The organism is Mesorhizobium neociceri (assembly GCF_013520985.1).
In the GTDB taxonomy this organism is placed as follows: Bacteria; Pseudomonadota; Alphaproteobacteria; order Rhizobiales; family Rhizobiaceae; genus Mesorhizobium; species Mesorhizobium neociceri.
In genome coordinates, this window is sequence record NZ_JACDTY010000002.1 from 17,921 (window position 1) to 39,273 (window position 21,353).

At 60.5% G+C, this 21,353-nt stretch carries 18 protein-coding genes and 1 tRNA gene; 10 read left to right on the forward strand and 9 right to left on the reverse strand.

Annotation, left to right across the window (positions count from 1 at the left end; all coding sequences use genetic code 11):
- The first annotated feature begins 282 nt into the window (after window positions 1-282).
- Both H0241_RS04240 and H0241_RS04245 read left to right on the forward strand, forming a co-directional pair.
- On the forward strand, window positions 283-1,587 hold the full coding sequence (locus H0241_RS04240; RefSeq protein WP_181056185.1) for a dicarboxylate/amino acid:cation symporter: 1,305 nt from the start codon (window positions 283-285) through the stop codon (window positions 1,585-1,587).
- A 267-nt stretch (window positions 1,588-1,854) separates the two neighbouring features.
- Window positions 1,855-2,886 (forward strand): LacI family DNA-binding transcriptional regulator, encoded by a 1,032-nt coding sequence (locus H0241_RS04245; RefSeq protein WP_181056186.1) that lies wholly within the window; start codon window positions 1,855-1,857, stop codon window positions 2,884-2,886.
- A gap of 1,355 nt (window positions 2,887-4,241) precedes the next feature.
- On the opposite strand, the gene H0241_RS04250 is transcribed toward H0241_RS04245, so the two are convergent.
- Window positions 4,242-5,186, reverse strand: a complete 945-nt coding sequence (locus H0241_RS04250; RefSeq protein WP_027038824.1) for a LysR family transcriptional regulator — start codon at window positions 5,184-5,186, stop codon at window positions 4,242-4,244.
- A 534-nt stretch (window positions 5,187-5,720) separates the two neighbouring features.
- Between H0241_RS04250 and nodB the strand changes: the two genes are divergently transcribed.
- The 6 genes from nodB to H0241_RS04280 all read left to right on the forward strand — a co-directional run bounded on the left by nodB (window position 5,721) and on the right by H0241_RS04280 (window position 10,203).
- Window positions 5,721-6,380 carry a chitooligosaccharide deacetylase NodB gene (nodB, locus tag H0241_RS04255; RefSeq protein WP_181056187.1) on the forward strand — a complete coding sequence of 220 codons (660 nt, stop codon included), beginning with the start codon at window positions 5,721-5,723 and terminating at the stop codon, window positions 6,378-6,380.
- Between the two features lie 14 nt (window positions 6,381-6,394).
- Entirely contained in the window at window positions 6,395-7,747 is a 1,353-nt protein-coding gene (nodC, locus tag H0241_RS04260; protein WP_181056188.1) for a chitooligosaccharide synthase NodC, read from the forward strand.
- Between the two features lie 222 nt (window positions 7,748-7,969).
- Window positions 7,970-8,884, forward strand: a complete 915-nt coding sequence (nodI, locus tag H0241_RS04265) for a nodulation factor ABC transporter ATP-binding protein NodI (protein WP_181056189.1) — start codon at window positions 7,970-7,972, stop codon at window positions 8,882-8,884.
- Window positions 8,885-8,887: 3 nt separating this feature from the next.
- Window positions 8,888-9,676: an ABC transporter permease gene (locus H0241_RS04270; protein WP_181056190.1), complete on the forward strand. Its 789-nt coding sequence runs from the start codon at window positions 8,888-8,890 to the stop codon at window positions 9,674-9,676.
- Between the two features lie 259 nt (window positions 9,677-9,935).
- On the forward strand, window positions 9,936-10,121 hold the full coding sequence (locus H0241_RS04275; RefSeq protein ID WP_181056191.1) for a hypothetical protein: 186 nt from the start codon (window positions 9,936-9,938) through the stop codon (window positions 10,119-10,121).
- 5 nt (window positions 10,122-10,126) lie between these two features.
- Window positions 10,127-10,203 (forward strand) — tRNA-Arg (locus H0241_RS04280).
- Window positions 10,204-10,488: 285 nt separating this feature from the next.
- Here the strand turns inward: H0241_RS04280 and H0241_RS04285 are convergent.
- Window positions 10,489-10,716, reverse strand: coding sequence for a hypothetical protein (locus tag H0241_RS04285; RefSeq protein WP_027038818.1), 228 nt, complete (start codon window positions 10,714-10,716; stop codon window positions 10,489-10,491).
- A gap of 571 nt (window positions 10,717-11,287) precedes the next feature.
- Here H0241_RS04285 and H0241_RS04290 point away from each other — a divergent pair.
- Complete coding sequence (locus tag H0241_RS04290) at window positions 11,288-11,524, forward strand: hypothetical protein (protein WP_050596693.1); 237 nt, start codon at window positions 11,288-11,290, stop codon at window positions 11,522-11,524.
- Between the two features lie 305 nt (window positions 11,525-11,829).
- On the opposite strand, the gene H0241_RS04295 is transcribed toward H0241_RS04290, so the two are convergent.
- The 7 genes from H0241_RS04295 to H0241_RS04325 form a co-directional block, all read right to left on the reverse strand.
- Window positions 11,830-12,534 carry a response regulator transcription factor gene (locus H0241_RS04295; protein ID WP_235983994.1) on the reverse strand — a complete coding sequence of 235 codons (705 nt, stop codon included), beginning with the start codon at window positions 12,532-12,534 and terminating at the stop codon, window positions 11,830-11,832.
- Between the two features lie 103 nt (window positions 12,535-12,637).
- The gene (locus H0241_RS04300) at window positions 12,638-13,117 is read right to left on the reverse strand and encodes a NifX-associated nitrogen fixation protein (RefSeq protein ID WP_181056192.1); all 480 of its coding nucleotides are present in this window, start codon (window positions 13,115-13,117) and stop codon (window positions 12,638-12,640) included.
- Window positions 13,110-13,316, reverse strand: coding sequence for a hypothetical protein (locus H0241_RS04305; protein ID WP_181056877.1), 207 nt, complete (start codon window positions 13,314-13,316; stop codon window positions 13,110-13,112). The genes H0241_RS04300 and H0241_RS04305 overlap by 8 nt, the downstream gene beginning before the upstream one ends.
- On the reverse strand, window positions 13,300-14,841 hold the full coding sequence (nifK, locus tag H0241_RS04310) for a nitrogenase molybdenum-iron protein subunit beta (protein ID WP_181056193.1): 1,542 nt from the start codon (window positions 14,839-14,841) through the stop codon (window positions 13,300-13,302). The genes H0241_RS04305 and nifK overlap by 17 nt, the downstream gene beginning before the upstream one ends.
- Before the next feature lie 156 nt (window positions 14,842-14,997).
- Window positions 14,998-16,497 carry a nitrogenase molybdenum-iron protein alpha chain gene (nifD, locus tag H0241_RS04315; protein ID WP_181056194.1) on the reverse strand — a complete coding sequence of 500 codons (1,500 nt, stop codon included), beginning with the start codon at window positions 16,495-16,497 and terminating at the stop codon, window positions 14,998-15,000.
- Between the two features lie 98 nt (window positions 16,498-16,595).
- Window positions 16,596-17,489, reverse strand: coding sequence for a nitrogenase iron protein (gene nifH, locus H0241_RS04320; RefSeq protein WP_181056195.1), 894 nt, complete (start codon window positions 17,487-17,489; stop codon window positions 16,596-16,598).
- Window positions 17,490-18,482: 993 nt separating this feature from the next.
- Complete coding sequence (locus H0241_RS04325; RefSeq protein ID WP_181056196.1) at window positions 18,483-19,427, reverse strand: LysR family transcriptional regulator; 945 nt, start codon at window positions 19,425-19,427, stop codon at window positions 18,483-18,485.
- A 347-nt stretch (window positions 19,428-19,774) separates the two neighbouring features.
- Between H0241_RS04325 and H0241_RS04330 the strand changes: the two genes are divergently transcribed.
- Window positions 19,775-20,764 carry a nodulation protein NodZ gene (locus H0241_RS04330; RefSeq protein WP_210284770.1) on the forward strand — a complete coding sequence of 330 codons (990 nt, stop codon included), beginning with the start codon at window positions 19,775-19,777 and terminating at the stop codon, window positions 20,762-20,764.
- Window positions 20,765-21,353 lie beyond the last annotated feature (589 nt).

Consider the following 21,353-nt stretch of genomic DNA (forward strand, 5'->3'; position numbering starts at 1 on the left):
GGCCTGTCGCAAAGACTACGAAGCCGACGGGCGGGGCCGACAAGTTGTGGCCAAACCGCAAGGCGGGGGAATAGTCCGGTTTAAACCTGCGAAGAAGTTAGCCGGCGCGCGCATCGGCGCGACGCAACTGGCGCAATGCCTCACCCGGCCTCGTGGAAGTGCGTCACCGGCCTAGATCTCCGTTTGGCACGGCACTTGCGCCGAATTTTCAGCGGCGTTCGACCGGAACGCAGCGACGGGAGGAGGAACAGTCCCGCCCCGATCCGGTCAGGGAGAGACATAATGTTAGTTCCAGGAGCCCGCAGCGCGAACGGCGCGCTTCGCAAGTCGTGTTTTGGCAGGCCATACGTCCAGGTGCTTGCCGCAATCATGCTCGGTATCGGACTCGGCCATTTTTATCCGGCAATCGGCGAGAGCCTGAAGCCGCTCGGCGATGCATTCATCAAGCTCGTCAAGATGATCATCGCACCGGTAATCTTTCTGACCGTGGCGACAGGTATCGGCGGCATGAACGATCTCCAAAAAGTCGGCCGCGTTGCCAGCAAGGCGATGGCCTACTTTTTCACCTTCTCGACGCTCGCGCTGATCCTCGGGCTTATCGTTGCCAACATTGTTCGGCCGGGCGCCGGCCTCAACATTGATCCGGCCTCGCTCGACGTCCAAGCCATCGTTGGCTATGCCACCAAGGCTCACGAGCAATCCGTCACCGGCTTCCTGATGAACATGATCCCATCGACAATTGTCGGAGCCTTCGCGGAAGGCAACATCCTGCAGGTCCTGTTCTTCTCTGTTCTGTTCGGCGTCGCGCTGGCGATGGTCGGAGACAGGGGCAAGCCTGTCTTTTCCTTGCTTCAGGCGCTTACCGTGCCCATTTTCAAGCTCGTTAGCCTTCTGATGAAGGCTGCCCCAATCGGCGCTTTCGGCGCCATGGCCTTCACGATCGGAAAATATGGTCTCGGGTCGATCGTCAACCTCGCGATGCTGGTCGGGACGTTCTATTTTACCGGCCTCCTTTTCGTGTTCGGGATTCTCGGCGCGGTCTGCCGCTACAACGGGTTCTCGATCCTTTCTCTGATCAGCTACATCAAGGAAGAGCTCCTGCTTGTGCTGGGGACGTCCTCCTCGGAGGCCGCGCTGCCCTCGCTCATAGATAAGATGGAGAAGGCGGGCTGCAACCGTTCGGTCGTGGCTCTCGTCATACCAACCGGATACTCCTTCAATCTGGACGGCACTAATATCTACATGACGCTCGCGGCGCTCTTCATCGCCCAGGCGACGAACACCGATCTGTCTATTGCTGATCAGATTCTCCTGCTGCTCGTTGCCATGCTTTCCTCCAAGGGTGCAGCTGGGGTAACAGGCGCCGGCTTCATTACGCTGGCTGCTACGCTCTCCGTAGTGCCGAGTGTTCCCGTTGCTGGCATGGCTCTGATTCTCGGCGTGGACCGCTTCATGTCTGAATGCCGGGCTCTGACGAATTTAGTCGGTAACGCGGTGGCATCGCTCGTCGTGGCCCGTTGGGAAGGCGAATTGGACCAAGCGCAGTTAGAAGCCGCCTTCCGCGGTCAACCGCTTTCGAGCCGTTAAGGCTGGATCGACAGTAACGCGTCAGCGGAGCGAGCTCGTCCTTTCCGTATCGATAGCCCCTGGGTCCAGCGGCGGACCCCCGTTCAAGGCGCTAAGTGCCGGGAGCGCAAATGCTGAGCGCCTGAGCGGACGAACTGCGTGTATCCGCACGGTCCTATGACGCCCTGCAGCAGTGGTGTTCAAATTTGCGTGCGATCATGAAGCATGCGGTGATCTTCGCTCTGCCGGGATGGTCGCCGAGCGTGCTGGATGTTAGTCCGATGGATCATGGCCAAACGTCCCACGATTAGCGATCTCGCCCGCGAAGCGGCAGTCAGCGTCTCAACGGTAGATCGGGTTCTGAACGCCCGACATCCGGTGCGGGAGGAGACTGCGCGACGCGTCTACGAGGCCGCCCATGCCATAGGCTATCACGCAGCCGGTCTCATCAAGCAGCGCTCGCAACGGGGCCTGCCGCAATATCGGCTGGGCTTCATCTTGCGAAAACCGGCCCAGCATTTCTACCAAGAGTTCGCGCGCGAAGTCGAATCGGCTGTCAGTTTGGCCCAGCCCTTCCACGGCATCCCGCACATCGCATTCGCCCCGTCTCATGTGCCTGAGGATCTGATCGTTGTGCTTAAGGACCTTGGCAGGCGCTGCCACGCGATCGCCATGGTGGGACCGGACCACCCGAAGATCACGGCAACGGTGGAGGAGCTCAAAGCCAAGGGCATTCCGGTCTTCTCGCTGCTGTCCGACTTCGCCTCGGGCGTGCGCCAGGGCTATATTGGCCTTAATAACCTCAAGGCCGGGCGCACGGCCGCTTGGATGTTTTCCAAAGTCGCGAAACGTCCCGGCAAGGTGGCGGTGTTTGTCGGCAGCCATCGCTTCCAGGCGCATGAACTCCGCGAAACCGGTTTTCGTTCTTATTTCCGTGACAACGCACCGAGTTTCGAGGTGCTCGATACGCTCGTGAATCTCGAGAAACGGCAGATCACTTATGAGACCATGCTGGATCTCATGCACCGGCAACCCGAGCTCGTAGGTCTGTATGTGGCCGGCGGCGGGATGGAGGGGGCAATCTCCGCCCTCCGAGAGGAGGGCGAAGGTCAGGAACTCGTCGCCATCGTCAATGAAATCACGCCGGAGTCGCGGGCGGCGCTCGCAGAAAACATCGTCACCATGACGGTGTCTACGCCACTGCGACGGCTTTGCCAGGAGTTGACCTTGGGAATGGCGAGGGCAATCGAGGCTGATACTCCCGAGACGCCCTGGCAGACATTTCTGCCGTTCGACATCCATCTGCCGGAAAGCATATGACGTGAGACCTGTCGTAAGTGACCGGATCCTTCCGCGGAGGAAACAAGTTCGGTTGAGTGTCCTGCTGTTTCGCTATGGCCGACGGCCGTCGGGCATGCCAAAGGATGCGAAAGCTCGGCATCACGGCGCGGTCAGGGCGGACGTGCCACGCATCACAAATCGGCTGGCACCAGGGCGGCAGGCAAATGGTCTGTCGGACGGCTCGGCGACGCCGATCACGTGAAATCATCCTGTGGGAGAAATCGCATCCACATCCGGGTCAACGAACGTAGTGCCCATCACCAAGTCCGATCTCGACTCGACCCGCAGTCGTCGTCGGAAAACGACGAAAGGCCTAGCCTTAGCGCGGAGGGCGAGATCGCCGCTCACAGGCCGGCTGATGGTGACCAGGCCGTCGCCCAACAACCCGTCAGGGTTTCTCTGACATTCCGATCGCAGCGCCTTTGGTCTGAGACGGACTCTGCCCGTCGACTTCGTTTCCGTTCTTGTCCTGGGGGTCCGTTGGAAGCGAAATAGGAGCAGATAATGGGCAAAATGCTGAACAAAACTCAACGATCTGACCCGGCTGCGAGCCGCAGAAATAGCCGCATAAATCGGGCGCAGACTGAGCGCGCACATTCTGTGAGTCCATGAGCGATATGCTGACAGCTCCGGCGCACGCCATCATGAGCACGGTTTTTCGATTCATGAGATATCCCTCTGATCTATCGCTTGATTGGCGCAACGGGGCGGAGCAAGAGCTAGCCAAATGACAGGAGCTCAACGTGAAGCGTAATTGAGATCCGGCATCATTGCAAACGAACATTCCCGCCACTCTCGGCGAAGTTGCATGGGTTGAGCTCATAAGCAGGCCCAACTTCCGATACCGGCGCGTGCCGTTAAAGCTGTGCTTGCCGGGCGGGCGTCCAGGGCTGAACGGCGGAGAAGTGGTACCGTTTTTCCCGCGGATGCGGCAGCCGTCATGGCTTCGACAGGTCGAGCACTCCAATCACTGCGGACGGCAGGCGCCGAGCTTGTTTACGACCGCGTCGCGAGGGGTTGCAGAAGGCGTTCGAGCCCTCGCCTGAGCAGGTTAGGTCCTCGACAGCCGTTCAGCTCGCGTGTCTCAATGCGGCCGCCTGATTCGCCATCGACTTTGCGGTTCGGACCACGAGATTCGCGAAGCCGCATCGACCGCTTTTTTGGCGATGCCTTCTTAGACGGCTCTTTGATGTGCGGGCGAGCACGAGCTTCCGGACCGAGATCCAGACGAAATCACATGCACGCCGCCTGGCCGAGCGCTGGCCAAAGTAGCAGCGCGTCGTCGATTCCGGCGAACGGTTGCCGCGAGACCCGATGTGGGGCGTTCAGAAGGTCTAGGAGCGCCCTCGATGTGCTGGCGTCTTGCTTGGAGTAGCCATCTGGGACGCCTCCTGCAGCATTATGTCCCGCAACCAGATGCTAGCAGGGTCGCTGTTATGAATGGCGGGCCATTGGACGGCCTCGGTGAATGCGGGCAGTGGTGTCGCAAGATCAAAGACCCGCAAGGGGATCGTTTTCTCGAAATGCTTGACCAGCCGGAGGGGCATGACCGCCAAGCGATCTGTGCCTGTCACCAGGGGCGGGACCATGCTAAAGCCCTGCACGACGATCTCGACCCGTCTCCTAAAACCATGCTCGTGCAAAAGCCAGTCCTCGGGGACAGGCTTCTGCGCATGCCCGAACTTCACCGCCACGTGCTTCATCGAGAGGTATTTCTCGAATGCAAGGTGTCGTGGCAGCTGCTTGTTCGAGGGGCAGCCTACGCACACGAGCCTGTCGTCGAACAGCGCCATTTTCGGATGCGCGCTCGACATGAACATTTCCGGGACAATTAGAAAATCGACGTCACCGCGCCGGATAAGTTCAAAGGGATCGTCGTCGAGAGGCAGCAACTCGAAGCTGACGGCGGGTGCTTCCCGCGCGACACGCTCCACGACCTTTTGAAAAAACACGAATATGGCGAAATCGGAAAGAACGACCCTGAAGTGGCGATCGGATTGAGCCGGGTTGAAGGGCTCCAAAGATATGATCGAACCCTGAATCTGCCCGAGGACGGCGCGAACAGCTGGGGCGAGTGTTTCCGCGCGCGGCGTTAGAAAACGCTCGCGCCCGCTCATCGTAAATAGCTCATCACGGAAGTAATCGCGCAGCCGGGCGACGGCCGCGCTCATGGCCGGCTGACTTAAGTTTATGCGGCGTGCCGCCGTGGTCAGATTGCGCTCAGTCAGCAGCGCGTCGAGCACGACGAGGAGATTCAGATCAAGGCCCTTCAAACGCATGTCCTGAGCTGCCCCACAGCCTGAGCAATCCACAGCGTGGATGCGTTTCATTGAAACAAACGATTTTACCGATTTTGCAGAACTTTGCATAGGGAGAACTCAAGGATGTAAGCCTAAAGGTAGTTATCCATGTTTACGTTGGCTCCGAGCGGCAGTTCCTGGCTTAAGCTCTCTGGTGCGCGCCCGACATCAACCAAGTCGCATTTGCCTTGCGCCTGGGTTCTTCGATCATCTGCATAGCGTCGGCACAGCGCGACGAGCTCCCATGTGTAGGTGCTTACCTCAAGAAAGCATCAAGAAAGATGGTGTCATTCATGCGCTTGCCGCAGTGGAGACTGTGCTGGGATATGAATTGAATCTTCCCGAATAAACTGGACCCTCGGGATTCTCAAAAATACCTGTGGATCGACTTCGGCCCGTAGTTGGCCGGTGCAAAACCTGCGCATCGAGGACAGGCGCGCGGCGTTTTTCCGCTTGGAGGGCCAATGAGCGACTGGCCGTCGGGCACCCTGATGATCGGAACGGACCAGAGCTATGACGCACGTTGACTGCTTATGCGAAGTGCGCAGTGACGACCCTGAGGGCAGCGGCCGCCGCAGTGTTTATTTGACGTTTGACGACGGCCCCAACCCAGTTTTCACACCGGAGATTCTCGATGTGTTGGCAGAACAGCGGGTGCCGGCGACCTTCTTCGTCATCGGGGCCCACGCCTTGCAGCATCCGGATCTAATCCAACGGATGGTCGCAGAAGGGCACGCCGTAGGCAACCACACAATGACGCATCCCGATATGAGGAAATGCGGCTTCAGCGAAGTGCAGCGCGAGCTGTTTGAGACCAACGCGGCTATCCTGACGGCGTGCCCGCAGGCCTCAGTTCGCTATTTTCGCGCGCCCTATGGCGCCTGGAGCGAAGAAGTCTTCACAGCGTCACAGATTGCCGGGCTGGCGGCCCTCCACTGGTCCGCCGACCCCAGAGATTGGTCTCGCCCTGGGGTGGACGCGATTGTTGATACAGTGCTCACCTCGGTCCGGTCGGGCTCAATTGTGCTCTTGCACGACGGATGCCCTCCCAGCGAACTGACACAATGCACTGACGCCGGTCTGCGCGACCAGACGATCGCGGCTCTGTCCCGCCTGATCCCGGCTTTGCATGACCGCGGATTTGAAATCCGACCGCTCCCTCAACATCACTGAGTAATCGACATCCTATGAACCTGCTTGCCACAACCAGCACTGCTGCCATCTCGTGTTACGCCTTGCTCTCAGCTGCTTATAAAAGCATGCAGATGGCCTATGCTTTGCCGATGGATCACCTACCGGCGTCTGAGGACCCTGTCGTTTTCGACGTCCTGCCAAGCGTGGACGTCATCGTCCCCTGCTTTAACGAGGATCCGAGCGCGCTGTCGGCGTGCCTGGCGTCAATTGCGGGCCAACAATATATTGGAAAATTGCGCGTCTACGTAGTTGATGACGGTTCTGCAAATCGCGACGCTGTCCTACCTGTACACGACGCCTTTGCCGGGGACCTGAGATTCAATTTCATTCTGCTCCCCAAAAATGTCGGCAAGCGCAAGGCGCAGATCGCCGCGATACGGCGCTCATCTGGCGATTTGGTGCTCAACGTCGACTCGGACACGACAATCGCATCCGACGTCCTCACAAAACTCGCACGGAAGATGCGAGATCCGGCCGTCGGCGCAGCCATGGGTCAGTTGATCGCCAGCAACCGCAGCGACACGTGGCTGACGCGCTTGATCGATATGGAGTACTGGTTGGCTTGCAATGAAGAACGAGCGGCACAGGCTCGCTTTGGGGCCGTTATGTGCTGCTGCGGCCCATGCGCCATGTACCGCCGCTCCGCTCTCGTTTTGCTGTTGGACCAGTACGAGACACAACTGTTTCGGGGCAAGCCAAGCGACTTCGGCGAGGACCGCCATCTCACGATCCTCATGCTGAAAGCGGGCCTTCGGACAGAGTACGTTCCGGACGCCATTGCCGCAACAGTCGTCCCGGATCGGCTAGGGCCGTATCTGCGCCAACAACTGCGCTGGGCCCGGAGCACGTTCCGCGACACTTTGCTTGCGCTGCACCTGCTGCCCAGCCTCAACCGCTACCTAACGCTGGACGTGCTCGGACAGAACCTCGGTCCGCTGTTGCTTGCGCTGTCGGCATTAACCGGGCTCGCGCATTTCGCGCTGACTGGCGCAGTGCCTTGGGCGACCGGCCTGTTGATTGCAGCCATGACTGTCACGCGGTGCAGCGTGGCAGCCTATCGCGCTCGCCAACTTCGATTTCTCGGGTTTTCCGCGCACACTTTCATCAACATCTTTCTCTTACTTCCCTTGAAAGCCTATGCGCTGTGTACGTTGAGCAACAGTGATTGGCTGTCCCGCAAGGTTGGCGACCTTCCCAAGGAGGGGGAAAAGCAGATCGTCATCGCACACGCGATCGCCGGACCAAACGCTGCAGCAAATCCGGAAAGTGCTGAGTCGATTTATGGGGCGGATCTTTCGGGCGGGTCTTCAAGGCTCACCACTGACGGCGTTTTCAGCAGCGATTGACCTTACATGTCGTGAGCCTGGGTAAGAATGATTGTCCGAGGCGGGAATTGGCCGAAGCGATCCGTAGCACTCGACTCCAATCGGTTCGAGTGGAAGCGAGATCCGCAACTTCTATTGTCCCTCTCAAAAACGGCCTGTCACAAAAGCGGGACCCACCGTTACGAACGCTTTCACGTAAGCTGCCGGCCGCCCGATCAGCTTCTTCAGCCCTGAGATAGACCCATGTCCAAAGTAGCAATCGAGTTCGCCGGCGTGAAGAAGTCATTTGGCAACAAGCTCGTTGTGAACGGGGTGTCCTTTACCGTTGCGTCGGGAGAGTGCTTCGGCCTCCTGGGGCCGAACGGCGCGGGCAAGAGCACGCTTGCACGTATGGTCCTCGGGATGACACGGCCCGACGCGGGCAAGGTCACGGTGCTCGGAGTGCCAATGCCAGCTCGAGGTCGCTTGGCACGCAAGGGCATCGGCGTGGTTCCCCAGTTCGACAATCTAGATTTGGAATTCACCGTGCGCGAGAACCTGTTGGTGTTCGGGTGCTACTTTGGCATGAGCACACGCGCGATCGAAGCCATTATCCCATCGCTCCTTGAGTTCGCCCGCCTTGAGAGCAAGGCGCATGCACGTGTCGCCGACCTGTCCGGCGGCATGAAGCGGCGCCTGACGCTCGCACGCGCGCTGATCAACGATCCGCAGTTACTCGTAATGGACGAGCCGACCACCGGCCTCGATCCACACGCGCGCCACCTGATCTGGGAGCGTCTGCGTTTCCTGCTGGCGCGCGGCAAGACGATCATTTTGACCACCCACTTCATGGAAGAGGCAGAGCGGTTGTGTGATCGTCTATGCATCCTCGATCACGGCTGCAACATCGCCGAAGGCAGCCCCTATGCTCTGATTGAGGAGCATATCGGGTGCCCGGTCATCGAGATCTTCGGCGGCAATCCACAGGAGCTGAGTTCGCTGATCAGGCCATACGTTCAGCGCGTCGAGGTAAGCGGGGAGACGGTTTTTTGCTATGCGCCCGATCCGGAGCAGGTGCGCGCACAACTTCGCGGGCGCTCGGGTCTGCGTTTTCTGCAGCGTCCTCCAAATCTGGAGGACGTTTTCTTGCGGCTGACCGGGCTAGAGCTGGAGAAGTGAACAATGGCTGACGATTTTACTGCGGTTCTACCCGCCAACGCGTGGAACTGGGCTGCGGTGTGGCGCCGCAACTATCTGGCATGGAGGAAGGTTGCACTTGCGTCAATTCTCGGTAGCCTCGCCGATCCCATCATCTCTCTCTTCGCACTAGGCACTGGCCTAGGACTAATGGTGGGTCGAGTCGAAGGCACCTCATACATTGCCTTTTTGGCAGCCGGCATGGTCGCGACGAGTGCCATGGTCGCGTCGACCTTCGAAACGATTTACGCAGCTTTCTCCCGCATGCACGATCGACGCATCTGGGAAGCAATCCTGTACACACAACTTACTCTTGGCGATATCGTGCTGGGTGAATTGGCGTGGGCAGCCACCAAGGCCTTTCTGGCCGGTACGGCAATTGCAGCTGTTGCAGCCGCGCTGGGCTATGCGGCGTGGCCGTCTGTCCTCTATGTGTTACCGGTCATATGCCTCACCGGGTTCGCCTTTGCGAGCCTGGCCATGATCGTCACGTCGCTTTCGCCCAGCTACGACTATTTCGTATTCTACCAGACGCTCGTAATCACGCCCATGATGTTCCTCTCCGGTGCGGTCTTCCCGCTCACTCAATTACCCGGCGGCCTTCAGCGGGTAGCGCGCTTTTTACCGCTGGCCCATTCGATCGACCTCATTCGCCCGGCGATGCTTGACCGCCCCGCCGCCGGCATCGGCCTGCACATCGGTGCGCTTTGCATCTACGCGGTGTTGCCGTTCTTCCTCTCGATGGCGCTGTTTCGCCGGCGCCTCATGCGTTGACACTATTCCCGAGATGCGGAGGAGATACACGATGCATTATATTGGATGCAGCGGCTTGAAAACGGCGCGGCATGCGACGCTCGCGTCGGCCTTTGGGAGGCGGGCGCGACTGGGCCGTCCATAGTGAGCGGATGCATGCGATCGAAAAGTGGCCGCACGCTCGCAATCATCAGCTCGTGCTCATTTCGTAGAGCCTTTTAACGCGCGGCGGTCTGCCTCGGAATTTGCACTGGCTGCGACAGGTCTTTAGGATAGTCGAATGAATCAGCTCTACGACCTGAGGAAGGAGCCGAACGGGACATGGACCGTTTTTGATGCGAAAACCGGTCGGCCGGCCGAAATGGGGAGCCGCACCATGATCGGAATGACGATGAAGGATGCGGACGAGATCGTCGTCTTTCTCAATTGTCACAATGCCCAACGCCGCAAAGCCGCTGAGGGCTGAACTTCGCGCTCGTAGCTCAAATGGATAGAGTTCCAGACTTCGAATCTGGCGGGTGCGGGTTCGAGTCCTGCCGAGCGCACCAGAATAACAGCATATGCTCGCGGCGCTGCTCATCTTGCATGGCCCGCCATTCTTCCTACGTAGCCTTTACCTGGACTTTTTCTCTATCGATCGCCTCGTGCCATGCCCGACACGGAAATCGGCGATTGGAGAAGCGTCAGAGCGGGACCGATGGCCTACGACATGCCGCTATTCAGCCTTAACGACACAAGCAACAGACGATCTCTGAGTTCGCTAACCCGATCGAGGTGAAATGCAACCAAGGCCGGTTTGGGCCGCCCCAAACTGCCTTGCGCCTCCTGACGCTCTATTGCGAACGCTCGACCGCGAATGTCGGAGCGTCATTGCCCTCACCGGCCTGGAGGAATTCCACGACGGCAGTAAGTAGCCGCTCGGCAATGATCCTGTTCATGGCGAATTGAACCGTACCGGTGTCGGTCTCCAGTTCGAGCAGTCCGATCAGTGGCTCGGCCGACAACAGCGTCGTGTCAGCCGCGAGCAGTTTGGTGAACCCGGTTTTGCTTGGCTTGCCCATTCGGCCAATTTAGCGTGCCGCAGTGAAGCCCGCCAGCGCGGTCCGGCGCTACAGGCAGCGCGATACGGTCGGGGTGGCCGCCTGCCTTCTAATGGCCGGCATGGGCCTACGCACTCCTGCGCTTAAGCGATCGGAAATGGCTCGCTATTCTGTGACTGAGGCGTAGGGTCAATCGGTCGTCTGCTCTGTTTGGCGGGCACGCGGACGCTTGGAAGCCAACTTCGGTGCTCCCGCCCAAAGCAGAAACCCGATGGCAAACGGCATCACCCACGACTACCTCGACCAGTTGCTTGAATGCCCATACGATCCGGTTGAGAATTCCGGCTGATGCTGCTCCGCCAACCCCGACCACTTGCAAAGATTGCGGCAGGTATCTCGGCACTTGGGATGAGATGCAGGCGGACTTTGAACAGCAGGGCGGAGGCGGCGGTATTTTCAGGCTCGACAAGGGCAGGATTGAGCGGATAGGCGGAAATCACCGGCCCGCATTCACAATACCCCAGCCGCGATTCAAGTCGCGTGAACGCGATCGGTTCCGCGCATTTTAGTAAATTTGTATATAAGAGCGACGATGAAAAATGATCCTGGCTGCCGGGCCGCACTACGACTGATCAGGATGGCGATTGAGGAAACTTGCCCGGCCGGCGTGCTGCCGAGCGAAGAAGCGGTTTTGGGTCTCTACGGTCAGGGCCGATCCAACAAGCCAGAAGCGCTCGCCAAAGCGATCATCGCCACCGTCGAAAAACTAACAGCCGACCAGCCTGTGGATGGTAACCGCTTGTTCACCATATCCGGGCATCCTCATTGAAGGCGCACCGAACGCGCCTAATCTACCCCCTGCGTCATATGATGGCGCGCCCCCGCCCAAAGCTGGCGGCCGACGGTTTCATGTAATCCCCGCACCCCAACAGTATGCGTCGGCCGCTGGTATTTCAGCCAAGGGGCTCCTGGTTGCGCCTATGTCGCGCACCACAGTCCCTCAGCTTATCGCAGCGCTGATCACCATCGCCGTCCTGGCCGTTATCCATCAGGGTCTGACTTCACCGCCGTGTGCCGCAGGTTGCCCTCAGCACTACGGAGATGGGTGTGGTGACACTCCGTCGGTTTAGCTCTTCAGCCGTCCGGCCATTCGAGCGAGTAGCCGGCCGACCTGATCGTGCGAATGACGAAGGTGGGCGAGGCCGCCTGCAGCGCTTTTCTGAGCCGGCTGATATGGACGTCGACGGTGCGGGGACCGACATGGATGTTGGCCGGCCAGGCCGCGCCGATCAGCTCGTCGCGGTTGAAGACCCTGCCCGGCGTCTCGAGCAACAACCGCAGCACGTTGAACTCGATCGGTCCAAGGTGGATTTCGTGGCCATTGCCGCGAACCCGGTGGGCATCGAGCCTCATCTCAAGGCCGCCACACGAGAGCCACTGGCCATTTTCAGCCCCGTTGGCACCAGGCTTTGGCAGCGCCAGCTTGGTGTGTAGCCAGTCGAGCAGCTTGGCCGGAGCGATCGGCCGCACAAGGCTCTCGTCGATGCCTGCCTTCAAGAGATTGAGGTGCTGGTTCTCGGCGCCGGGCGAGATCAGGGCAATGATCGGCAGGCCGCCGGTCCGGGGCTCCCGCTTCAGCCGGGCGCAGATCGCGGAGCCGGTTATGCCGGCTGGCCCGCAGTCCAGCACCACGGCCTGGAAGTCGCGTTCGTCGGCCAGGGCGAGCGCTTCCTTGGCGCCGCCTGCCGGCTCGGTGGCGAAACCGTCCACCTCGAGGATGTGGCTGAGGAACAAATAGAACTCCGCGTCTTGCGAACAGATCAGAACGCGTGGCTTCATCAGCGCTACCCCAGGAACCAGATCGGCCTCGACCGCGTCCGTTGGGTGGCATCGCAACTGCTCAAGGCCTGACATGACCCGCTTGTTCAAAACACGGGTTTCATCAGGCCCGCGCCACGTCGGGATAGGCTTCGATGGCGGCGATCGCGTCGCCGGCCAGTTTGGTGCCGGCCGCAGCCAGCTTCCACAACGTCTCGAAGCCGAACCGGTGGACGTCGCGCACGGTCCGCGACAGCACGACCAGCCGCCCGGCCGTGAGCAGCACGCGCCCAAAGCCCTCATGGCTGATCTCCATCATCGGCGAGGCCATCAGGCCGCAGCGCTCCTCGATCGCAAGCCCGACGGCGGCGTAGAACTTGTCGAGCCTCCACAGCACGTCCGGATCGGGATCGCCGATGATCGGCATCGCACGGCGCTGGTCCCTGCTGATGATGAAGTCCCGAAGCAGATCCGCATCCGGCTTGCCTTCCCATGCGCCGTTGGCATCCTGGGCGCGGATCAGCCGCACCAGGCATTTGACGAACGGGGTGGCAAGGGCCGCCTCGTCCTCGTCGACAGCAGGGGTGACCGCGGCATCAAACATCTCGCTCTCTCCTCGCTTCAGTCCTCGTCCTCGAAGGAAAGGCGCAGCCGCCGGCTGCCGCCCCTGGGGTGAGCGGTTTCGAGCAGCCGTGCTTGCGCGCCCTGGCGTCCTTGCCGCGGTTCTTGTCGCAGGCCGGCTCGTTGAAGACCTGCTGGATCGTGGCGCCGAGCGAGGCCATCGGGTCAGCGGGTGAGGTCATAGGAATAGTCGGTGACGCCGGTCTCGCCGGTGTCGCGATCGAGCTTGTCGAAGATCTTGTCGAGGATCGTCGTCAGGACGCGCAGCCCGCCCTGGTAGCCCATCAGCGCGAAGCGATGGTGGTGGTGGCGGTCGAAGATCGGGAACATCAGCCGCAGCAGCGGCGTGCCGGTGTCGCGCTCCAGATACTTGCCATAGGAATTGCCGATCAACAGGTCGACCGGCTCGGTGAACAGCAGCGAGCGCAGCGCCCACAGGTCCTTGCCGGCCCAGACCTGGGCATCGGCGCCGAAGGGCGAGGCGTCAAGCAGCTCCTGCAACTCGGCTTGCCAGGCCGAGGAGCCGTTGGTGGCCAGGCAATGGCTCGGCTCGCCGCCGGTCTCCATGACGAAGCGGGCCATGGCATAGACGAAGTCGGGGTCGCCGTAGATGGCGTATTTCTTGCCGTGCAGCCATGACTGGCTGTCGGCCATGGCATCGACCAGCCGGCCGCGCTCGAGGCGGATGGCCTCGGGGATCTCTTTGCCGCAAAGCGCCGAGACCTTCATCAGGAACTCGTCGGTCGCCTGGACGCCGAGCGGATAGTGGAAGGCGGCGGTCTCCTGGCCGACCTCCTGGCAGTAGTCGAGCGTCTTGCGGGTGTTGTAATACTGCAGCGACAGCGTCGCCTCGGCCTTGAGCGCCGCCTTGACGTCCTCGATCCTGGTGCCGCCGTCATACATGCGGTATTCGCCGTCCGAGGGCGTGTCGAACTGGTCGGAGGCATCCTGGATGAAGCTGTAGGCGACGCCCATCAGATCGAGCAGGCGTTTCAGTTCGCGGTTGTTACCGACGCAAAAGCCGTCGAAGCCCGGGATGATGTTGATGGTGCCCTTGGCCGCGCTGCGCTGGCGGTCCTTCCAGAAGTGCTCGACGATGCCCTTGACCATGCCGTCATAGCCGTCAACATGGCTGCCGACGAAGGCCGGCGTGTGGGCGAACGGCACGTCGAAGTCGCGCGGCACCGCGTTCTCGTCCCTGGCGTTCTCGATGAAGGAGCGCAGGTCGTCGCCGATCACCTCGGCCATGCAGGTGGTCGAGACGGCGATCATCCTGGGGTCGTAGAGCTGGTAGGTGTTGGCAAGCCCGTCGACCATGTTCTTCAGGCCGCCGAACACCGCCGCATCCTCGGTCATCGAGGAGGAGACCGCCGAGGCCGGCTCCTTGAAGTGGCGCGACAGGTGCGAGCGGTAATAGGCCACGCAGCCCTGGCTGCCATGGACGAAGGACATGGTGCGCTCGAAGCCGGCGGCCGCGAACACCGCGCCGAGCGGCTGGCAGGCCTTGGCCGGGTTCACCACCAGCGCTTCGCGGGCGAGGTTGAGTTCGCGGTATTCCCAGCTCTTGGTGAACTCGCGCTGATCGGTGACGAGCTGGTCGGGATGCGGGCATTCGAAGTTCAGCTTCTTGTGCGCCAGCATCCGCCTATATTCCGGCTCGCGGAACAGGGGCGCGTGGTCGAGGACTTTTTCAGCCGACTGCGGCATAGCGTGACTACCTCTTGGTTGACCTGGCTGCGCCATGCGCCAGCCCAGGATGTCGGGACGTTTTTTCCAAGGTCGCCGGCAAAGCAGGCGGCCGCTTGGCTTCATCGCCTGCCCGGCCAGCATCGTTGCCCCGGGCAGACCTGTGCGGCCGGTTGTCTATTCGGCAGCGATTGCCCGCCGCCGCGGTCTTTCGCGCCAGGGCGCGTCGAACAGGTCCCAGACCGGGTTGTTGATGGCCAGGTCGAGGTCGCGGGCGAAGATGGCAAAGCCGTCATAGCCGTGATACGGCCCCGAATAGTCCCAGGAATGCATCTGCCGGAACGGGATGCCCATCTTCTGCACCGGGTATTTTTCCTTGATGCCCGAGCCGACCAGATTGGGGCGGACCCCCTCGATGAACTTCTCCAGCTCGTAGCCGGTCACGTCGTCATAGATCAGCGTGCCGTTGCGGACGTAATGGCCGGTGCGCTGATAGTCGTCATTGTGGGCGAACTCGTAGCCGGTGCCGACGATCACCATGCCGAGGTCCTCGTAGGCGGTGACGACGTGGCGGGGGCGCAGGCCGCCGACATAGAGCATCACCGTGTTGCCTTCCAGCCGCGGCCGGTACTTGGCGATGACCGCATCGACCAGCGGCCTGTATCTGGCGATGACCGCCTCGGTCCTGGCCTCGATCTCGGGGCCAAAATGCCGGGCTATCTTGCGCAGCGAGGCCTCGATCTGCGAGGGGCCGAAGAAGTTGTACTCCATCCAGGCGATGCCGTACTTCTCCTCCATGTGCCGGCAGATGTAGTTCATCGACCGGTAGCAATGGATGAGATTGAGCCTGGCCTTCGGCGCGCGCTCGATCTCGGCCAGCGTAGCGTCGCCCGACCAGTTGCCGACCACGCGCAGCCCGATCTCCTCGAGCAGGATGCGCGAGGCCCAGGCGTCGCCGCCGATGTTGTAGTCGCCGATGACATTGACGTCGTAGGCACCGGCCTCGAACGCGATCTCTTTCTTGTCGAACACCCAGTCGCGGATGGCGTCGTTGGCGATGTGGTGGCCGAGCGATTGCGAGACGCCGCGAAAGCCCTCGCAGCGTACCGGCACGATGGTCTTGTCGTGCTCCTTGGCCTTCTTGCGCGACACCGCCTCGGTGTCGTCGCCGATCAGCCCGATCGGGCATTCCGATTGCACCGTCATGCCGTTGTTGAGCGGAAACAGCCCCTCGATCTCGTCGATGATCCGCTCCAGTTTCTTGTCGCCGCCAAAGACGATGTCCTTCTCCTGGAAGTCGGAGGTGAACTGCATGGTGCCGAAGGTGTCGATGCCGGTGGTGCCGACATAGTAGTTGCGGCGCTGCGACCAGGAATAATGGCCGCAGCCGACCGGGCCGTGCGAGATATGGACCATGTCCTTGACCGGACCCCAGACCACGCCCTTGGAGCCGGCATAGGCGCAGCCGCGGATCGTCATCACGCCCGGAATCGACTTGATGTTCGACTTGACCTCGCATTCGGAGACGACCGCGCCGTCCTCGCCAGGCGCCTCGCCGCTCCTGGCGACGCCGAGATGCTTCTTGCGGCGCTTGGCGGTCTTGTCGGGATAGCGTTCCAGCACGTCCTCGATCAGCTTGGCATGCAGAGCGCCGTCATTGTCGTATTGCAGGCTCATGGGACCCCTTTCGGCGTGGACGCCTCGCGCGGCGAGGCGCCGTTGTCTTTTGGCCAGGCGCGGCGGCTCAAGCCCCGCGCCCGGTGCGGCAGGGCCGGCTACTGCGCCAGCGCCTTGACCGCTTCCTTGGCCTGCAGCTCGGCCAGCATCTGCTCGTCGCTCTTCATGATGCCGAAGTCGAGCAGCATGTCCTCGAGCTCCTCCATGGTGATCGGCGTCGGCACGGTGCCCTGCCCCGAATTGGCATGGATCTTCTCGGCCAGCGCGCGGTATTCGCCGGCCTGCTTGGAGTCCGGCGCATACTGGATCACCGACATCTTCCTGAGCTCGGCGTGCTGGACGATGTTGTCGCGCGGCACGAAGTGGATGAGCTTGGAATTGAGCCTGGAGGCCAGCGCTTCGGCGAGGTCGAGCTCGCGGTCGGTCTGGCGCTCGTTGCAGATCAGCCCGCCCAGCCGCACGCCGCCCGAATGGGCATATTTGAGGATGCCCTTGGCGATGTTGTTGGCCGCGTAAAGCGCCATCATCTCGCCCGACATGACGATGTAGATCTCCTGCGCCTTGCCCTCGCGGATCGGCATGGCGAAGCCGCCGCAGACCACGTCGCCGAGCACGTCGTAGGAGACATAGTCGACATCGTCATAGGCGCCGTTCTCCTCGAGGAAGTTGATCGAGGTGATGACGCCGCGCCCGGCACAGCCGACCCCCGGCTCCGGACCGCCGGACTCCACGCATTTGATGCCCTTGTAGCCGATCTTGAGCACGTCCTGCAGCTCGAGGTCTTCCACCGAACCCTGCTCGGCCGCAAGGTGCAGCACGGTGTCCTGCGCCTTCGAGTTCAGGATCAGCCTTGTGGAATCGGCCTTGGGGTCGCAGCCGACGATGAGGATCTTCTGGCCGAGGTCGACAAGGGCGGCCAGCGTGTTTTGCGAGGTGGTGGACTTGCCGATGCCGCCCTTGCCGTAAAAGGCGATCTGACGCAGACCTGCCATAGTGCTTTCCTTCCTTCGTTCCTGCAATCGCGGTCGCCCGCGACATCAATGCCGTCGGCAGCTCTCGCCGCCTCACAGCCGAAGGACCTCAAGATCCATGCCAACTCGCCCGAGCCAGCCCGAGGAAAAACCAAGCGTTGCTCCTCAACGGCTTGGCTCGCCATCCGACAGCCATTGTCGGACGACCCATGTAGCGGAACCGACAAAGGGCGACAGATCGCGTGGGTCCCTTTATCTGCGACAGCATGGTCGAGCGGCACGGCGCACTGCGATCCCCACGCGCCGACATCGGCCCACTCGCAGTTCGCGGGCGGCTATCAGAGCGTGGCCATACGGTCGGCAGACGCCGCAGGAGCGGCTCGGGCGCGTTGTCGGCCGGCTGGAGCGCTCGAAACGCCCGCCCCGCGCTCGCGGAATAGTCGCACCTACGCAGCCCCACCCCTACACCACTCTCTCCTAAGTTCTCGGGATGTGGCGATCGCGCGGAGTAAAACGTAGCGGAACGAACCCTGACCAGCGCAATGACGACCCGAATGGCGTGTCTTCCGGACCAAATTCGTTGGCAACAAACAGCGCCGGTGATGCATGTCTGGGATGGCGCACGTTGCCTCCAAGAAGTGGTCATTCCAGAGCTGGGCGTCAATCGAGAACTGAAGGACTAGGCCATTGCCGCGGTTGAAGTGTCACTGCATTTTCCGCGTGGTGTGCGACATGTTCCACCACACACTCGGAGGAGACGTTCTCCTTGTGCGAATTGACCGGTGTCGAACACATTCAAATCCGACGTTCTGGATTTATCCGGGTCCCCTCCCGCGAAGTTAGAACAACGACAGCCAGGTCCAGGCGTGTTGGACACAGGCTATGCGGAACCGTTTCCCGTTCGAGTTGGTCGAGGAAGCCCACGCGCTAGATGAGCTCGCAGGCGCAATTGCCACCAGCATCAATTTCGGGGCGGGCTATTGAGGAGAGAGCCGATGTGGGCGTTCAGCAAATCTAGGAGCGCCCGCCAGATGCTGGCATCTTGCTTGGAATGGCCATCTGCGACGTCTCCTGCAGCATTATTTCTCGCAACCAGATGCTTGCTGGATCACTGTTATGAATGGTGGGCCATTGGACTACCTCGGTGAATGCGGGCAGCGGGGTCGGCAGATCAAAGATCTGCAAGGGGATCGATTTTTCGAAATGATTGACCAGCCGGAAGGGCATGACCGCCAAGCGATCTGTGCCTGTCACCACGGGCGGGATCATGCTAAAGCCCTGCACGAGGACCTCTACCCTTCTCTTAAAGCCATGCTCATGCAAATACCAGTCCTCGATGGTAGGCTTCTGCGCTTGCCCGAACTTTACCGCCACGTGCTTCATCGATAGGTATCTCTCGAATGTAAGCTGCCGTGGCATCTGCTTGTTTGAGGGGCAGCCTACGCACACGAGTCTGTCGTCGAACAGCGGCACCCGCGAATGCGAGCTCGACATGAACATTTCCGGGACAATTAGAAAATCGACGTCACCGCGCCGCAGAAGTTCAGGGGTGTCATCGTCGATAGGCAGCAATTCGAAGCTGACGGCGGGTGCTACCCGCGCGACACGCTCCACGACCTTTTCAAAAAACACGAATATGACGAAATCGGAAAGAACGATCCTGAAGTGGCGATCGGACCGAGCCGGGTCGAACGGTTCCAAAGATATGATCGAACGCTGAATCTGCCCGAGGACGGCGCGAACTGCGGGGGCGAGTGTTTCGGCGCGCGGCGTTAGAAAACGCTCGCGGCCGCTCATCGTATAAAGCTCATCGCGGAAGTAATCGCGCAGCCGGACAACGGCCGCGCTCATGGCCGGCTGACTCAGATTGATGCGCCGTGCAGCCGCCGTCAGATTATGCTCGGTCAGCAGCGCGTCGAGAACGACGAGAAGATTCAAATCAAGGCCGTTCAAACGCATGTCACGTCCACAGCCTCAAGCCATCCGCAGCGTGGATGCGCTTCATCGAAACAATTGATTTTACCAACTAAAACGCCGTCGTATAGGAGAACTCAATGACTAAGCCTGACGCAAATTATCGATTTGGCTTGGGCGCCGGGGGTGAACGCGGTTTGCGTCTAACATCAAGAGAGCCGCAAATCCAACCCTTCAAACGCCGAATGCGGACTCCGAGCAGATGGCCTCACAATTCCAGTGCGGCAAACGAAGAGTTCAACCTGGCCTGACTGGGGATTCTGATGGTTCAATCGGGCCAGGCTTTAGTAGCCCCTTCCTCCTAGACCCTGCGGTATTCCGGAACGATGCACATGCTTGTTGGTGACTCAGTGAACGATCGATTCGTTGTCTCTCGACGGCGCACTGGTTTCGGTGACTGCCTGTGGTCGCTCGCGGCAGCTTGGTCCTACGCACACCGGACAGGGCGGAGGCTAGTGATAGATTGGCGTGGCTCGAGTTACCTCACTGAACCCCTCACGAACGCCTTTCCGGTGTTCTTCGAGCCAATTCAGGACATCGCCGGCGTACCGGTCATTTGCGACGATCAGATAAACCAGCTCGCATTTCCTGGGCCTTTCTTCCCGCCGTGGTGGAATAAGCCGTCGGTCGACTGCGTCTACCGACCGGACGAGCAGATCTTCCGGGAACGCGACGAGCTGAGGGAGCTTTTCGAAGGCGGAAATGACACTGAAGCCAATACCGTAGTGTGTGATGCTTGCTTGATGTGGCGTTGTGGGGAAGATGCCGAACGACAAGTTTTTAAAAGTATCAAACCTAAGCCTGAAATCTCGTCCCGAATTGAAGCCATTTACGAGGAGCATTTCCAGGGGAACAGCGTAATCGGGGTTCATGTCCGGCACGGCAACGGCGAAAATATCATGGAGCACGCGCCCTACTGGGCTGATTCAGAGTCCGCCTTGCAGCAGGTATGCAATGCTATCCATAAAGCCAAAGCGCTCCCGCATCAAAGACCTACAAGGGTGTTCCTGTCTACCGACAGCGCGGAGGTGCTCAACAAGTTGTCAGGCGTCTTTCCCGACCTTTTTACAATCCCGAAACGCCTTCTGCCGGATCGCGCCGGGCCGCTACATATAGGAGCACTAGGGGCTGAGGGCGGCTTTTCTGCTCTCGTGGAGATGTATCTGCTTGGGCGCTGCGATACGGTCATTCGTTTTCCGCCCACTAGCGCTTTCTCACGATATGCCCGCCTGTTCGTGCCACGCATTGTTGAGTTCGATTTGAACAATCCGGGCCGTTTGATCGTGATTGATAACTCGTCCAAACCTCTCCCGATTTCGTAAGGACACCGGGTACCTCACCGGAGGATCCTGATTGCGCGCACAGCCTGCTCGTTGGAAGCAGGAGGCCAACGCCACCAATCTGATCGGCCATCATTACCATCCGGATCTGACGGGGGATCGCCTCAATCGATGGCCGGTCGAGAGCGATGGCCGGACCGATCCGCAAGCGGCAGGCGAAGAGGCACTCGGGGCGCCGGATTCAGGCGGAGCCATATCCATCGGTTTGGCCACTCGGCAAGTCTGGTGCCACGTCACAGCCGACCGAAACCGCTGCGCACCTGGCAATGCGCGATTAGATTCGTGTGAGGTGGCATATATCGGCGCCCAGCGGGCCGAGCCGCCTCGGGGCCGGTGCATGCGCGGCGCCTCCCCGGTATCAGCGAAAACGCTTCCCGAAAATAGGACGCAGTATCGAACGTCTTGAGGCCCTTTTTTCCCGTGGAGGTTAAGATGATGCTGCCAGAAATTAGCATGCATCCACGGCGCGGATGTGTTTCATCGAAACAAACAATTTCACCACTGTAGCGCAACGTTGCATAGAGCGGAGGCGCAAGCCGCAAGAACGCGAACTGACGCGCAAGTGGACTCG

Bases quoted from the DNA above. Each gene is read 5' to 3' on its own strand.
- H0241_RS04240 (WP_181056185.1), top strand. From the start codon at position 283: ATGTTAGTTCCAGGAGCCCGCAGCGCGAACGGCGCGCTTCGCAAGTCG.
- H0241_RS04245 (WP_181056186.1), top strand. From the start codon at position 1,855: ATGGCCAAACGTCCCACGATTAGCGATCTCGCCCGCGAAGCGGCAGTC.
- H0241_RS04250 (WP_027038824.1), bottom strand. From the start codon at position 5,186: ATGCGTTTGAAGGGCCTTGATCTGAATCTCCTCGTCGTGCTCGACGCG.
- nodB (WP_181056187.1), top strand. From the start codon at position 5,721: ATGACGCACGTTGACTGCTTATGCGAAGTGCGCAGTGACGACCCTGAG.
- nodC (WP_181056188.1), top strand. From the start codon at position 6,395: ATGAACCTGCTTGCCACAACCAGCACTGCTGCCATCTCGTGTTACGCC.
- nodI (WP_181056189.1), top strand. From the start codon at position 7,970: ATGTCCAAAGTAGCAATCGAGTTCGCCGGCGTGAAGAAGTCATTTGGC.
- H0241_RS04270 (WP_181056190.1), top strand. From the start codon at position 8,888: ATGGCTGACGATTTTACTGCGGTTCTACCCGCCAACGCGTGGAACTGG.
- H0241_RS04275 (WP_181056191.1), top strand. From the start codon at position 9,936: ATGAATCAGCTCTACGACCTGAGGAAGGAGCCGAACGGGACATGGACC.
- H0241_RS04285 (WP_027038818.1), bottom strand. From the start codon at position 10,716: ATGGGCAAGCCAAGCAAAACCGGGTTCACCAAACTGCTCGCGGCTGAC.
- H0241_RS04290 (WP_050596693.1), top strand. From the start codon at position 11,288: ATGAAAAATGATCCTGGCTGCCGGGCCGCACTACGACTGATCAGGATG.
- H0241_RS04295 (WP_235983994.1), bottom strand. From the start codon at position 12,534: ATGAAGCCACGCGTTCTGATCTGTTCGCAAGACGCGGAGTTCTATTTG.
- H0241_RS04300 (WP_181056192.1), bottom strand. From the start codon at position 13,117: ATGTTTGATGCCGCGGTCACCCCTGCTGTCGACGAGGACGAGGCGGCC.
- H0241_RS04305 (WP_181056877.1), bottom strand. From the start codon at position 13,316: ATGACCTCACCCGCTGACCCGATGGCCTCGCTCGGCGCCACGATCCAG.
- nifK (WP_181056193.1), bottom strand. From the start codon at position 14,841: ATGCCGCAGTCGGCTGAAAAAGTCCTCGACCACGCGCCCCTGTTCCGC.
- nifD (WP_181056194.1), bottom strand. From the start codon at position 16,497: ATGAGCCTGCAATACGACAATGACGGCGCTCTGCATGCCAAGCTGATC.
- nifH (WP_181056195.1), bottom strand. From the start codon at position 17,489: ATGGCAGGTCTGCGTCAGATCGCCTTTTACGGCAAGGGCGGCATCGGC.
- H0241_RS04325 (WP_181056196.1), bottom strand. From the start codon at position 19,427: ATGCGTTTGAACGGCCTTGATTTGAATCTTCTCGTCGTTCTCGACGCG.
- H0241_RS04330 (WP_210284770.1), top strand. From the start codon at position 19,775: ATGCTTGTTGGTGACTCAGTGAACGATCGATTCGTTGTCTCTCGACGG.